At 65.5% G+C, this 13660-nt stretch carries 13 protein-coding genes; 3 read left to right on the forward strand and 10 right to left on the reverse strand.

Features of this window, described 5'->3' with window-relative positions:
* Positions 1 to 6: 6 nt before the first annotated feature.
* Positions 7 to 1083, reverse strand: coding sequence for an ABC transporter ATP-binding protein (locus P6U31_RS27735; RefSeq protein WP_407184919.1), 1077 nt, complete (start codon positions 1081 to 1083; stop codon positions 7 to 9).
* On the reverse strand, positions 1080 to 2630 hold the full coding sequence (glpD, locus tag P6U31_RS27740) for a glycerol-3-phosphate dehydrogenase (protein ID WP_407184920.1): 1551 nt from the start codon (positions 2628 to 2630) through the stop codon (positions 1080 to 1082). Before glpD ends, P6U31_RS27735 begins: the two co-directional genes overlap by 4 nt.
* A gap of 231 nt (positions 2631 to 2861) precedes the next feature.
* Here glpD and P6U31_RS27745 point away from each other — a divergent pair, with 231 nt between their 5' ends.
* Both P6U31_RS27745 and P6U31_RS27750 read left to right on the forward strand, forming a co-directional pair.
* Complete coding sequence (locus tag P6U31_RS27745; protein ID WP_407184921.1) at positions 2862 to 3146, forward strand: type II toxin-antitoxin system Phd/YefM family antitoxin; 285 nt, start codon at positions 2862 to 2864, stop codon at positions 3144 to 3146.
* Complete coding sequence (locus tag P6U31_RS27750) at positions 3143 to 3568, forward strand: type II toxin-antitoxin system VapC family toxin (protein WP_407184922.1); 426 nt, start codon at positions 3143 to 3145, stop codon at positions 3566 to 3568. The genes P6U31_RS27745 and P6U31_RS27750 overlap by 4 nt, the downstream gene beginning before the upstream one ends.
* 6 nt (positions 3569 to 3574) lie before the next feature.
* On the opposite strand, the gene P6U31_RS27755 is transcribed toward P6U31_RS27750, so the two are convergent.
* Both P6U31_RS27755 and P6U31_RS27760 read right to left on the reverse strand, forming a co-directional pair.
* Positions 3575 to 4420 carry a DeoR/GlpR family DNA-binding transcription regulator gene (locus tag P6U31_RS27755; protein WP_128924068.1) on the reverse strand — a complete coding sequence of 282 codons (846 nt, stop codon included), beginning with the start codon at positions 4418 to 4420 and terminating at the stop codon, positions 3575 to 3577.
* A 105-nt stretch (positions 4421 to 4525) separates the two neighbouring features.
* Complete coding sequence (locus P6U31_RS27760) at positions 4526 to 5212, reverse strand: HAD family hydrolase (protein ID WP_407184923.1); 687 nt, start codon at positions 5210 to 5212, stop codon at positions 4526 to 4528.
* Positions 5213 to 5366: 154 nt separating this feature from the next.
* Here P6U31_RS27760 and P6U31_RS27765 point away from each other — a divergent pair, with 154 nt between their 5' ends.
* Positions 5367 to 5819, forward strand: a complete 453-nt coding sequence (locus tag P6U31_RS27765; RefSeq protein ID WP_128924066.1) for a nuclear transport factor 2 family protein — start codon at positions 5367 to 5369, stop codon at positions 5817 to 5819.
* Positions 5820 to 6082: 263 nt separating this feature from the next.
* On the opposite strand, the gene P6U31_RS27770 is transcribed toward P6U31_RS27765, so the two are convergent.
* From P6U31_RS27770 to P6U31_RS27795, 6 genes are all read right to left on the reverse strand, one after another.
* Positions 6083 to 6274, reverse strand: a complete 192-nt coding sequence (locus tag P6U31_RS27770; RefSeq protein ID WP_128924065.1) for a hypothetical protein — start codon at positions 6272 to 6274, stop codon at positions 6083 to 6085.
* 225 nt (positions 6275 to 6499) lie between these two features.
* Positions 6500 to 6928 (reverse strand): acyl-CoA thioesterase, encoded by a 429-nt coding sequence (locus tag P6U31_RS27775; protein WP_407184924.1) that lies wholly within the window; start codon positions 6926 to 6928, stop codon positions 6500 to 6502.
* A 79-nt stretch (positions 6929 to 7007) separates the two neighbouring features.
* On the reverse strand, positions 7008 to 7760 hold the full coding sequence (locus tag P6U31_RS27780) for a fatty acid desaturase CarF family protein (RefSeq protein ID WP_407184925.1): 753 nt from the start codon (positions 7758 to 7760) through the stop codon (positions 7008 to 7010).
* A 57-nt stretch (positions 7761 to 7817) separates the two neighbouring features.
* Positions 7818 to 9914 carry a 3-hydroxyacyl-CoA dehydrogenase NAD-binding domain-containing protein gene (locus tag P6U31_RS27785; protein WP_407184926.1) on the reverse strand — a complete coding sequence of 699 codons (2097 nt, stop codon included), beginning with the start codon at positions 9912 to 9914 and terminating at the stop codon, positions 7818 to 7820.
* A gap of 2 nt (positions 9915 to 9916) precedes the next feature.
* Positions 9917 to 11200, reverse strand: coding sequence for an acetyl-CoA C-acetyltransferase (locus P6U31_RS27790; protein WP_407184927.1), 1284 nt, complete (start codon positions 11198 to 11200; stop codon positions 9917 to 9919).
* Entirely contained in the window at positions 11200 to 13467 is a 2268-nt protein-coding gene (locus tag P6U31_RS27795) for an acyl-CoA dehydrogenase (protein WP_407184928.1), read from the reverse strand. Before P6U31_RS27795 ends, P6U31_RS27790 begins: the two co-directional genes overlap by 1 nt.
* Between the last annotated feature and the right edge of the window lie 193 nt (positions 13468 to 13660).

A 13660-nucleotide genomic window follows, 5' to 3' on the forward strand; every position in this document is an offset into this window, starting at 1 on the left:
TCCCTCTTACGAGCCAGGCGCGGCGACCAGACGGTCCGCCGCGTCAAATACGAAAACGTTATTGGGATCGAGCACGGCATCGAGCATCTGGCCGGGCTCGAACTCGTGCACGCCGTGCAGCACCGCAACCCAGTTCGATCCGTCACGGGTCAAATGCACGAAGCTCTCCGAACCGGTGATCTCGGTCACCGTGACAGTGGCGTGGAAGGCGTGGCGGTCGGCCTCGCCATTGGCCAGCGCAAGCTGATGCGCACGGAAGCCGACGCGATAGGCGCCGTCGGCCAGCGACGAATAGAGGCCGGAGGCCGGCGACGCGGTGCCGCCGGCATATTGCACCGAGCCATTCTTCTTCTCGATGCCGACGAGGTTGAGCGGCGGATCGGAGAACACCTGGGCGACGCGAAGCGTCTGCGGCCTACGATAGACATTGGTGGTCTCGCCCATCTGCAGCGCCTGGCCTTCCCACATGCACACCGTGTTGCCGCCGAGCAGCAGCGCCTCGGTCGGCTCGGTGGTGGCATAGACGAAGATCGCGCCCGAGGCCTCGAAGATGCGCGGCAGCTCGGCGCGCAGCTCCTCGCGGAGCTTGTAGTCAAGATTGGCGAGCGGCTCGTCGAGCAGCACGAGATCGGCACCCTTGACCAGCGCGCGCGCGATGGCGGTGCGCTGCTGCTGGCCGCCGGAGAGCTGGAGCGGGGTGCGCTTCAGGAACGGCTCGAGCCGCAGCAGCTTTGCGGCCTCGGCCACGCGCGCCTCGATCTCGTCGCGCGGCTTGCCCTGCACGCGCAGGGGCGAAGCGATGTTCTCGTAGACCGTCAGCGAGGGGTAGTTGATGAACTGCTGGTAGACCATCGCGACCGAACGCTGGCGCACGTCGGCGCCGGTGACGTCCTTGCCGTTCACCACCACCTTGCCCGTGGTCGGCTTGTCGAGGCCGGCGAGCAGCCGCATGATCGAGGTCTTGCCCGACAGCGTCGGCCCGAGCAGCACGTTGAGGGTCCCGCTCTCCAGCGTCAGCGAGACGTCACGGATGTGCGCGACGCCATCGACGGTTCGGGTCACGTGTTCGAGTGTCACGGTCATGAGCGTCCTCCCGCTTCCAGCAGGGGACTTTGCGGCACCGCGTGGGTTCTGATCCAGTCGTCAAGCACGGCGATCTCGTCGTCAGATAGTCGCAGGCCGAGCTTGGAACGGCGCCAGACGACGTCTTCGGCGGTCACGGCCCATTCGTTGGCGATGAGATATCGGACCTCGCGTTCGGTCAGCGTCGCACCGAAGGACTGGCCAAGATCGGCGGCCGATTTGGCATCGCCCAGCAGCTTGATGGCCCTCGTGCCATAGGCGCGCGCAAGTCGCCGCGCATGCGCGTGACTGAGGAAGGGATAGCCGCGCTGGAGCTCGGCAATCAGCCCGTCAATGTCGGAGACGTTCATGTCACCGCCGGGCAGCGGCCATTTGCCGGTCCAGCCCTCGCGCGCCTTTGCGCTGCGCAGATAGGGCGCGAGACGCTCCAGCGCCTCTTCGGCAAGGCGGCGATAGGTCGTGATCTTGCCGCCATAGATCGACAGCAGCGGCACCCCGCCGGGCGTGTCGAGCTCGAACACGTAGTCGCGCGTTGCGGCCTTGGCTTCGCTGGCGCCGTCATCATAGAGCGGGCGCACGCCGGAATAGGTCCAGACCACGTCCTGCGGTGTCACCGGCTTGGCCAGATATTCGCTCGCCGCCGTGCAGAGATACTGGATTTCCTCAGGTGTCGCCTTCACCTTGGCGGGATCGCCGTCATAGTCGCGGTCGGTGGTCCCGATCAGCGTAAAATCGTCCTGATAGGGAATCACGAAGATGATGCGGCCGTCCGCGTTCTGGAACATGTAGGCGCGGTCGTGGTCGTAGAGCCTCCTGACCACGATATGCGAGCCCTGCACCAGGCGCACCTTGGCCTTCGCATTGACGCCGGCGCCGCGGCCGAGCACGTCCTCGACCCAGGGGCCGCCAGCATTGACCAGCGCGCGGGCCTGGATCTGCGAACGCTCACCGGTCAGCGTGTTGATCATGCCGACGGTCCAGAGGCCGCCTGACTGGCGGATCTCGGTGGCACGGGTGCGGGTGCGAATCTCGGCGCCCTTGTCGGCGGCATCGCGCGCGTTGAGCACGACGAGGCGGGCGTCGTCGACGAAACAGTCGGAATATTCGAAGGCGCGGCTGTAGCGATTCGGGATCAGCGGCTTGCCGACCTCGTCACGCCCGAGATCGACCGATCGCGTGGCCGGCAACAGATGACGGCCCCCGATGTGGTCATAGAGGAAGAGGCCGAGGCGCAGCAGCCAGGCCGGGCGCAGGCCGGCATGATGCGGCAGCACGAAACGCAAGGGGCGGATGATATGGGGCGCGATGCCCCAGAGGATCTCGCGCTCGATCAGTGCCTCGCGGACCAGGCGAAACTCGTAATATTCGAGATAGCGCAGGCCGCCATGCACCAGCTTGGTCGACCAGGAGGAGGTCCCGGACGCCAGGTCGTTCATTTCGCACAGGAAAACCGTGTTGCCCCGGCCCACCGCATCGCGCGCGATGCCGCAGCCGTTCACACCGCCTCCAATGATGGCGAGGTCGAAAATACGCTCCAACAGACGCATCCCCCGACGGCCGCCCGTTCCTTCGAGCGGCTACTTTCGCTTTTGATTAGATCACACCCAAAAACGAAAGCAAGATGAAAGAGAGGCGAAAGGAAGTGAAAGAGGAACTTTTTGAGGGGCAAAGGGCCGCGGGAATGAGCAGCATTGACGACCATCCCAGAAGCAGCGGGCCCTTGAATGATCCAGCATCCAAAATTATAGTCACGTTAGTCATATTGGTTTACAACTTGCATGGCCGATCGAAACACTGCACCGGACGCGCTTCCGACTGATGACACTTGGACGCTCGCCAACGCCAAGGCGCGACTGTCGGAGGTGATCGACCGTGCCGAAAACGGCCCGCAGATCATCACCCGACACGGCAAGCCCAGCGCCGTCGTCGTTTCCGCCGAGGAATGGGCTCGCAAGACCGCGCGCAAGGGCACGCTCGCGGAATTCCTGCTGGCCTCACCGCTACGTGGCGCCGACGTTGAACTCGAGCGCATGCACGACACGCCACGCGACGAAATGCAGTGAATCTTCTGCTCGACACCAACGTGCTGTCGGAAGTTCAGCGGCCCACGCCTTCGCCGAACGTCCTGACGTGGCTGGATACGATCGACGAGGACCGCGCGTTCATCAGCGTTGCATCGATTGCCGAGCTTCGCCGCGGCGTCGCCTTGCTGGAGGACGGGCGCCGGCGCACCGCGCTCGCCGCCTGGCTTGCCCACGATCTGCCGGCACGGTTTGCCGGACGCGTCCTGCCGATCGATCACGCGGTGGCCGAGCGCTGGGGTGACCTCATGGCAGAGAGCCGTAGGATCGGCGTCGCGTTGTCCGTCATGGGTGGCTTCTTTGCGGCGACTGCGCTCGTCAACGATCTCACGCTCGTCACACGCAACGTGAAGGATTTTGCGGCCTTCGGCGTCGCGCTGCTCAACCCGTGGGACGACGCTTAGCCGCTGCTATCTCAGCCGCACAACCGGCGCGGCTTCGGGTGCCGCATCCTGCACCTCGGCCGGCGCATCGTCGATGTCCGCGCCCTTCGGCAGCGCTTCAACCACCTCGATGCCCTTGCTGTGGCAGATGGTGGCGAGGCGCTCGGGCAGCTCCTGATCGGTGACGAAGGTCTGGATCTGGGTGATGTGCGCGATGCGGACCGGCGCGCTGCGACGCAGCTTGGTGGAATCGGCGACCAGCATGACACTGCGGGCATTGGCGATGATGGCCTGCGCCACCTGCACCTCGCGATAGTCGAAGTCGAGCAGCGCGCCCTCTTCATCGATCGCCGACGCGCCGATGATGGCATAGTCAACCTTGAACTGGCCGATCAACTGTGTCGCTGTCGAGCCAACGACCGCACCATCGGCGCGTCGGACCGTTCCGCCGGCGACCACGACCTCGATGCGGGGATGACGGTAGAGCAGCATCGCGACGTTGAGATTGTTGGTGATGACGAGCAGATCCTCGTGCGAGGTCAACGCGCTCGCGACCTCTTCCGTCGTGGTGCCGATATTGATGAAGAGGGAGCAGCCGTTCGGGATCAGCGATGCGGCCGCGGCGCCAATGGCCTTCTTCTCGTCCGCTGCGACGAAGCGGCGCGCCTCATAGGCGAGATTCTCGACGCCCGAGGCGATGATGGCGCCGCCATGGATACGGGTCAGCGATCTCCGCTCGCAGAGATCGTTGAGATCCTTGCGGATGGTCTGCGCGGACACCTCGAAGCGGCGCGCGAGCTCCTCGACCATGACACGGCCGGAGGCGCGCGCGATGTTGAGGATTTCGGCTTGGCGATGGGTCAGTCCAGTCACGGCGAGGGCCTCAAATCAGGATGGTGCATGGTGCGGCGGTTCGCGCCTTCGGTCAATGCGCGCGCCGATCACGGTTAATGGATGAAGGCCTCACCGCGCCATTTCCTACCAAGCCATGACGCTCGCAAGACGTGCGATCAGGCCGGGATCGTCGAACGTGCTGGCGGAGGCGACCGCGCCTGACGCAACCAGGTCAGCATGGCTGAGGCTGGTCCGGATGCCGATGGTCGGAATGCCGGCCGCGGTGGCGGACTGCACACCCGTGCGGGAGTCCTCGAATGCGATCGAGGTCTCCGGCCTTGCGCCGACAAAACGCAGCCCTTCCTGATAGGGCAGCGGGTGAGGCTTGCCGTGCGGCAGCTCGGCGCCGATCACGAGCGCTTTGAAGCGATGCGTGATGCCGAGGCCGGAGAGCAGCAGCTCGGCGTTCAGACGCGGTGCATTGGTCACGGCGACCATGGGAACGCCCGCGCTGTCGGCCCGGTCAAGCAGTGCCATCAGGCCCGGCAGCGGCCTGATCTGGCCGGCCACCAGCGTGCGGAAGACTTCCTCCTTCGCATCGAGGATCAGGGCGCGCCGTTCCGGCGCCTCGTGGGACAGAAAGCGCTCGCCGATCGCGACATTGGCGAAGCCTTGCAGCTCCCGGGAGAAGCGCGCGTGGTCGAAGACATGACCGTGCGGACCGAGCACCTGGTTGAAGGCCTTCAGGTGCAACGGGTCGGTGTCGGCGAGCGTGCCGTCGATGTCGAACAGCAACGCCTTGCCCATCGCATCGTGTTTGGCCTCGATCATTTCCGTACTTTCCCAAATGCGCGACGCATCGATGCGGAAGACGTATCAATACAGCCTCGATCGCGCAATGACGCATCCACACGTCCCTCACGCGACACTCGACAAAGCCGCGCGCGGCTGTAACACTCGGCGCAAGATCAAAAAGGAGGAAACGATGACGATCAACCGACGCGATCTGGCTCTCTCGACTTTGGCCGTCTCTGCACTGGCATTCACGACACCGGCGCTGGCGGCCTCAGCAGACGAGGAAGCGGTGGCGAAGAAGGTCGAGGCCTTCCGCCTCGCCCAGATCGCGGCCGACCCGAAGGCGCTTGGGGCGCTGTGCTGGGACGATCTGAGCTACAGCCATTCCAGCGGCAAGGTCGAGGACAAGGCGACGTTCATCGCCAACGCCACCGACGGCAAATCCAAATTCCTGTCGATCGAGTACAAGGATCCGACCATCAAAGTCGTCGGTCCCGCCGCAATCGTGCGCTTCCACTGGCTGGGGGAGCAGGAAATGGCGGCCGATGGGAAGAAAGTATCGACCAATCTTCACATCCTGATGAACTGGCAGAAGCAAGGCGACGAGTGGAAGCTCTTGTCACGAGCCGCGACGAAATTGTGATGACTTCTAACCCTCTCCCCTTGTGGGAGAGGGTGGCATAGGCGGCCTCCGGCCGCCGTTCTTAAGAACGCCGATGCTTTGCATCGGCTATGGCGAAGCGGCGAGACGGGTGAGGGGTCTCTCTCCGCGAGTCCTTATGCCAAAGAATTCGCGGAGAGAGACCCTTCATCCGGCGCTTCGCGCCACCTTCTCGAGAAGGGGAGCGGTGTGCTCGGCAAAAAATTCCGCCCCCGTCCCGCGCGCCCGGAACGCCCAGCAGGCGCTTACGCCGCCTCCTTCACCTCGCCATTCACCAGCCTGCGCGCAGCGCGCTCGGCTTCGCGGGCGTTGCGGAAAAGCTGACCTTCGAGACGGTTGAATCGGTGGGACGAGGCGAAGAAGCAGTAGCCTCCAGAAGAACGAACGACGATACCCGCGGTCTGCGAATCGACTTCGATGATGTAGCTGTCCGGCATGGTCCGTGGATTCCTCAGTGCGGGCAAATAACGGTACTCCTGCCCAAAGGTTCCCCAGGCATTTGAGGCCGTTTCCACCCCGAATCGACACGCAATTGAGTACGCCGGGACCTCATCCGTTTTATGACTGGTTCTTGGCGAAGCGGCGACGAAGATGACTTACTCGCGCCGCGTTTGGCAGCGCCTGCCACGCTTTCGCGAGATGAGACAGGGCGTCGCGCGCGATTACGTCGCGATCGTTGCCGACGAACGAACCGCTTGCGGGCGGCCGTGCTCGTCGATCGAGACGTAAGTGAAGTTGCCGTCGGTGACGAGAAACGGATGCTCCTCCCCGCGACGCAGCGCCCATGCTTCCAGATGCACGGTGAGCGAGGTGCGGCCCACGCGTACGAGATTGGCGTAGACCGACACGAGGTCGCCGACATAGACCGCCTTGCGAAAATTCATCGCCTCGATCGCGACCGTCACGGTGCGCGACTTCGCGACCTTCGACGCAAACACGCCGCCGCCGACATCCATCTGGCTCAGCAGCCAGCCACCGAAGATGTCGCCATTCGCGTTGGTGTCGGCGGGCATTGCCAGCGTGCGGATGCAAAGGTCGCCGCTCGGCCCGGTGTCGGAGGTGATAGGGGCGTGCACGTGCGTGTCGGTCATATGTTGATCTCCCGCGGCTCTCGGCTCTGGATACAAAGCCGCGGCGCCTTGCGCAACATCGAGGCGAGGCGAGCTTGCGCTATCCATTCGGCCGCGGCGACCCGACGACGATCCCGGTATCGTTCAGCCTGCGTTGCCACTCCGCATCGTCGGCCCGCGGCGCGCGTCCGGTCGTTGCCGTGACCAGCCGTTCCAGCCTGCTCCATAGCCGGAAACGGTCGCACGGATAATTGGCCCATCCATTGATGACGCAATAGCGGATGGTGTGGTCACGGTGATGACACCAATGATGCTCGGGTGAGCAGACCAGATGCAGCCGTTGAGCCATGCGCAGGAGCGGCGGGCGGACCGGCCGGTGCGCGAGATTGTGGAAGCCCATGCCGAACAGCATGCAGGTCGCGATCACGAACCAGACGATCATCAGCGCATAGGTGAGCGCGAAAACCGGAAACAACGCCGTGACGGCGGCCGCGACCCCGACCACCACCGCGCTCGGCGCCGCACCGAGGGACGCCTGGTCGAAGAAGCCGTAGAGCAGAACATGGCTGGGGTGGGTGTGATGCTCCCGCGTGATCGCGATGCCGCGGCCGAGCATCCCTTCGTCGAGCCAGGTGTCGACCACCCAATGCACCAGCCCCGAAAAAAGGTCAGCGAGGAAATATCCGGCGAGGAGCGCCGCGATCAACCACGACAAGGGCAATCCCACCTCGGGATAACGCCCGACGAGATAGCCTGCGCAACACAGGATCACGACGACATCGGCCGCGCAGCATAGCCGCGTGATGATGATCTCGCGCAGGGTCGCATGCTTGAAGAACGGGATCGTCGGCATCGGCGATACTCCCGAAGGGCTCCACCACCCAGGATAGCATCTTTCTTGCCGACAGCCTTATTGCAAACTGTCCCAGCCCGGATCCGGCGCGAAACGCCCGCCGAATCGATTAGCGAGCCCGCGCAAGGTGGACACGACATTCTCCACGCCGCGCGTGCGCGCATAGTTCAAGGGACCGCCACGGAACGGTGCATAGCCAGTCCCGAAGATCATGGCGCCGTCGACCACATCGGCATCGTCGACGATGCCTTCGCGCAAGCAGGCAACGCAGACATTGGACATCGGCAGCACCAGGCGGTCGATCATTTGGTCGGTGACGCGCGGGCCGGTCTCGGGCAGCGGCGCCTTCTCCGCCTTGCCGTCATTCCAGGTGTAGAAACCCTTGCCGGTCTTGCGGCCGAGCTCGCCCTTGGCAACCTTGTCACGTAGCCAGGCGGGCGTCGGCGGTAGCAGATCGCCGAACTTGGTACGCAGCATGTCGCCGACGTCGAGGCAGATGTCGAGCCCGACCTGATCGGCGAGCTCGATCGGCCCCATCGGCATGCCGAACTGCTCGGCCGCGGCGTCGATCAGGCGCTGGTCGATCTTCTCGTCCAGCATCACCATGGCTTCCAGCATGTAGGGCGTCAGCGCGCGGTTGACGAGAAAGCCGGGCGAGCTCTTCACGTGAAGCGGCAGACGGTCGATGGCGCCGACGAAGGCGAGCGCCTGCTTCAGCACCTGCGCATCGCTGCCGTCGTGACTGACGATCTCGACCAATTGCAGCCGCGACACCGGATTGAAGAAATGCAGGCCGACCAGCCGCTCCGGCCGCGCCAGCGTGGTGCGCAAGTCCTGCAGCGGAATGCTGGACGTGTTGGTCGCAAGGATCGCGCCCGGTTTCATCCGCGGCTCGAGCCCGGCATAGACCTTCTGTTTCAGCTCGAGCTTTTCCGGCACCGCCTCGATGATGAGATCGGCGTTGCGGACGCCCTCGCCGTCCATATCCGGAATCAGGCGGTCGAGCGCGTCGCGCACCTCGGTCGGTTTGCGGATGATCTTGCCGTAGAGCTCGGCCGCGCGCTTCACCGCGCCCGCGATCGGCTCCGGCTTCATGTCGGCAAGCGAGACGCGCAGGCCCTGCCCCGCGCACCAAGCCGCGATATCGCCGCCCATGGCGCCGGCGCCGATGACGTGGACATGCTTGACCGCGTTGCCGGAGCCTGACGCCTTCTTCATCTGCTCGCGCAGGAAGAACACCCGGATCAGGTTCTGCGCGGTCGGCGTCACCATCAACTTGGCGAACGACGCCTGTTCGGCCTTCAGCATCGCCGCCTTGCTGCCGCCATGGCTCTCCCAGAGGTCGATCAGCGCATAGGGCGCCGGATAGTGCTCACGGGACGCCGCTTTCGCCGCCTCCGAGCGCATGCGTTTGGCAAGAAGCCCGCGCACGGGACCGAGGTTCGCCGCGCGCGTCAGCAAGCGCGGGCGCGCCCGTTTCAGGCGGCCGAACACCGCATCCTTCACCGCGCCCCGGACATGACGCTCCTGGGTGACGGCATCGACGAGGCCGAGCGCCTTGGCGCGGCGCGCATCGATGGTGCGGCCGGTCAGCATCAGCGCCATCGACTGGGTCGGATTGACCAGCGCGGTGAAACGCGCGGTGCCGCCGAGGCCGGGATGCAGGCCGAGCATCACCTCGGGGAAGCCGAAGCGCGCGCCATCGATCGCGATGCGCGATTGGCAGGCGAGCGCAACCTCGAGGCCGCCGCCAAGGCAGAAGCCATGGATGACCGCGACCGTCGGCAGCTTGAGCGCTTCCAGATGGTCGACCACGGCGTGCGCGGCGCGGATACGGGTCTCCACCATGTCGGGATCGGACGCACCGCGGAATTCGTTGACGTCGGCGCCGGCGATGAAGCCCGACGGCTTTGCCGAGCGGATCACAAGACCCGCGGGGCGCTCGGTCTCGATCGCCGCAAGCACAGCATCGAACTCCTCCATCACGTCGGAGGACAGCGTGTTGGCGCTTGCATCGGCGCGGTCGAACAGCAGCCAGGCGACGCCGTCTTCATCGCGCGTCAGCTTGAAGTGCTTGTATGGACTGTCTGGCGCGGGCTTGGGCCCGAGCTCGAGGACGCGGTTTTCAAGCGCGGTCATGATCTTGGAATCCATGGTCACACCGCCTCGATCAGCATGGCCCCGCCGAGCCCGCCACCGATGCATTCGGTGGCAACGCCACGCCGCGTGCCGAGCCGCTTCATCGCATTGACGAGATGCAGCACGATGCGGTTGCCGGAGGTGCCGACGGGGTGGCCGAGCGAGATGGCGCCGCCATCCACGTTGAGCTTCTCACGGTCGATCTCGCCGGCCGCGCCGTCGAGACCGAGAATTTCGCGGCAGAATTTCTCATCGTTCCAGGCCGCAAGACAGCCGAGCACCTGGGTGGCGAAGGCCTCGTTCAGCTCCCAGGTCTCGACGTCCTGAACCCTGAGGCCGTTGCGCCGGAGCAGCGGTGTCGCCGACATCACGGGGCCGAGCCCCATGATGCCGGGATCGAGCGCCGCCCAATGGCTGTCGACGATAACTGCCCTCGGCGTGAGCTTGTGCTTTGCCACCGCCGCATCGGAAGCGAGGATCACCCAGGACGCGCCGTCGGTGATCTGCGAGGAATTGCCGGCCGTGACCTGACCCCAGGGACGCTCGAACACCGGCTTCAGCTTCGCCAGCGTCTCGGCCGTCGAGTCCGGGCGCACGCCGTCGTCATGGTCGAAGAACTTGCCGTCGCGGGAGAACGCGGTCTCGACCTCGCCTTTCAGAAATCCCGCGGCTTGCGCATGCGCGAGGCGGCGATGGCTCTCGGCGGCATAGGCATCGGACTGCGCGCGGGTGATGCCGAAGAGATGGCCGACGACCTCGGCGGTCTGGCCCATGTTCAGTTCGGTGACGGGGTCGGTCAGCCCGCGTTCCAGCCCGATGATCGGCTTGAGATCGCGCGGACGCAGCTTGAACGCGGCGGCGAGCTTGGCGGCCACGCCCCTGGCGGTCGCGAGACCGGCGAACCAGCGCACGCCGGAATTCGGCCAGACCAGCGGCGCGTGGCTCAAGGCCTCGGTGCCGCCAGCGAGGATCATGTCGGCATGGCCCTCGCGGATGTAGCGGTAGGCGGTGTCGATCGACTGCATGCCGGAGCCGCAGTTGATCTGCACGGTAAAGGCGACCATGTCCTCGCCCATGCCGAGCCGAAGCGCGGCGACGCGGGCCGGGTTCATCTCGTCGGCGATCACGTTGACGCAGCCGAGGATGACCTGGTCGAAGCTGTCAGGCGCAAATGGCTGGCGCGCCAGCAGCGGGCGGCCGCACTGCACGGCGAGATCGACCGGCGTGAACGGCCCGGGCCCAGACCGCGCCTTCAGAAACGGCGTCCGGCTGCCGTCGACGATGAATACCGGTCGTGCCATCAGCCTGCCGCTCTCTGCTCACCGAGTTCCTGAAAGAACTGATGCACATTGACGGTTTTCTTGTAAATCGGCGACAGCGCCTCCGGCGCAAAATCGTCGACCTCGATCACCTCAGTGACGGCTTGGCGGGCCGCAGCAAGCTGCTCGCCTTCGGCCTGCGTGATCACGCCTTTGGCGACCGCATCCTTCCAGTCGCGCAACTGCGCCGCGCGCATGCGCCTGGCGATGGCTTCCGTGGCCGCGACCAGCTTGAACGCACGCTCCAGCCGGGCGAAGCCGCCGTCGTCATCGACATGAGCGAGATCCGGCGTCAGGCGCTCGCGCGCCGCCGACGGCTCCAGCACGATGGCAGCGCATTGGTGCACGACGCGGTCCGACGGGCCGAGCACGCGGGCGCCGAACGGCTGCACCACGAGCTTGAGGAAGCCGGCGACAAAGCGGTTGGGCAGGTTGGCTAGGATTTCGGCGAACCGGCTCTCGATGGTCCTGAAGCCCGTCGCCATGCACCATTCCAGCGCGGCAAAATCTTCCTTCTGCCGCCCTTCGTCCTGCCAGCGCTTCAGTGCGGCCGAGAGCAGATACAGCTCGGACAGGATGTCGCCGAACCGCGCGGACAGCATCTCCTTGCGCTTGAGCGCGCCGCCGAGCGTCAGCAGCGCCATGTCGGCGCAGAGCGCGAACGCCGCGGAGTAGCGCGAGAGGTGGCGGTAGAACGGCGTGGCATCGCCGGCGTCAGGCGCAAGCGCGAAGGCGCCAAAGGTCCAGCTCCGGCCGAAGGCGCGGAGCAGGGTCCGGAAGCTGTGGCCGACGTGTTTCCAGAACGCCTTGTCGAAGGCGGTAAGCCCACGTTCACGATCGGTGTCCGCCAGCGCATTCATCTCGTCGAGCAGATAGGGATGGGCGCGAATCGCGCCCTGCCCGAACACGATGAGGTTGCGCGTCAGGATGTTGGCGCCCTCGACCGTGATGCCGACCGGAACGGCGCGATGCAGATTGCCGAGATAGTTTTGCGGACCGTCGATCACCGCCTTGCCGCCATGGATGTCCATGGCGTCGTCGATCGCGGTGCGCATCCGCTCGGTCGCGTGCAGCTTCATGATGCCGGAGATGACGGCGGGATGGACGCCGGCATTGAGCGCCGCGCAGGTCAACCGGCGTGCCGCATCGAGCTGATAGGCGGTCGCGACGATGCGCGCGAGCGGCTCCTCGACGCCTTCGAACTTGGAGATCGAGATGCCGAACTGCTCGCGGATGCGCGCATAGGCGCCGGTGGTGCGCGCCGCATAGGCGGCACCGGCCGCCGACAGCGACGGCAGCGAAATGCCGCGGCCGGCGGCGAGCGCCGTCATCAGCATCTTCCAGCCCTGCCCCAGGCGCTGCTGTCCGCCGATGACATAATCCAGTGGGATGAAGACGTCGCGGCCCCAGTTCGGACCGTTCTGGAACACCTGCATCGACGGCAGATGGCGCTGGCCGATCTCGACGCCGGGCAGATTGGTCGGGATCAGCGCCACGGTGATGCCGAGCTCTTCGTCGGGGCCGACAAGGTGGTCAGGATCGTAGGCCTTGAAGGCAAGGCCTAGCAGTGTCGCCACCGGACCGAGCGTGATGTAGCGCTTGTGCCAGTTCAGCCTCAGGCCGACGACCTCGCGGCCATCGAACTCTCCCTTGCAGATGACGCCGCTGTCGACCATCGAGGCGGCATCGGAGCCCGCTTCAGGGCTGGTCAGCCCGAAACAGGGAACGTCGCGGCCATCGGCGAGGCGGGGCAGCCAGCGCTCCTGCTGCTCTTTGGTGCCGAAGCGCATCAGGAGCTCGCCAGGCCCGAGCGAGTTCGGCACCATCACGGTGACGGCCGCCGCAATCGAGCGGGTCGAGATCTTGCGCACCACTTCGGAATGGGCGTAGGGCGAGAAGCCGAGGCCGCCGAACGCCTTCGGGATGATCATGCCGAAGAACTTCTCGCGCTTGATGAAGTGCCAGACGTCCTGCGGCAGGTCGCGCCATTCCCAGAAGATCTTCCACTCGTCGAGCATGGCACAGAGCTCGTCGACTGGGCCGCTGAGGAAGGCGCGCTCCTCCTCGGTCAATTGGGCTGGCGCAATGTTGAGCAGCTTCGACCAGTCCGGATTGCCGGTGAAGAGGTCGGCGTCCCACCAGACGTCCCCCGCCTCCAGCGCCTCGCGCTCGGTGGCGGACATCGCCGGCAGCACGCCGCGCGCCCAGGAGAAGATCGGCTTTGTCAGGGTGTCGCGGCGGAAGCTCATGGCTGACCTCATGCATCGGCGCGGTGACGGGGCATTTTAGCGGAAATCGGCTGGCGGAGGCGAGCATCTCGCCTGCGACATTGACGCGGCCGGGCGGCCGCCCGAGCCATAACGGCGGGGGCGTGGGTGCAGTTCCGGGAGGGGATGGCAGGCTGAATGTCTCTCGGCTGTCATTCCGGGGCGACGCGTAGCG

It is taken from the genome of Bradyrhizobium centrosematis (assembly GCF_045571495.1).
Classification (GTDB): Bacteria; Pseudomonadota; Alphaproteobacteria; order Rhizobiales; family Xanthobacteraceae; genus Bradyrhizobium; species Bradyrhizobium centrosematis.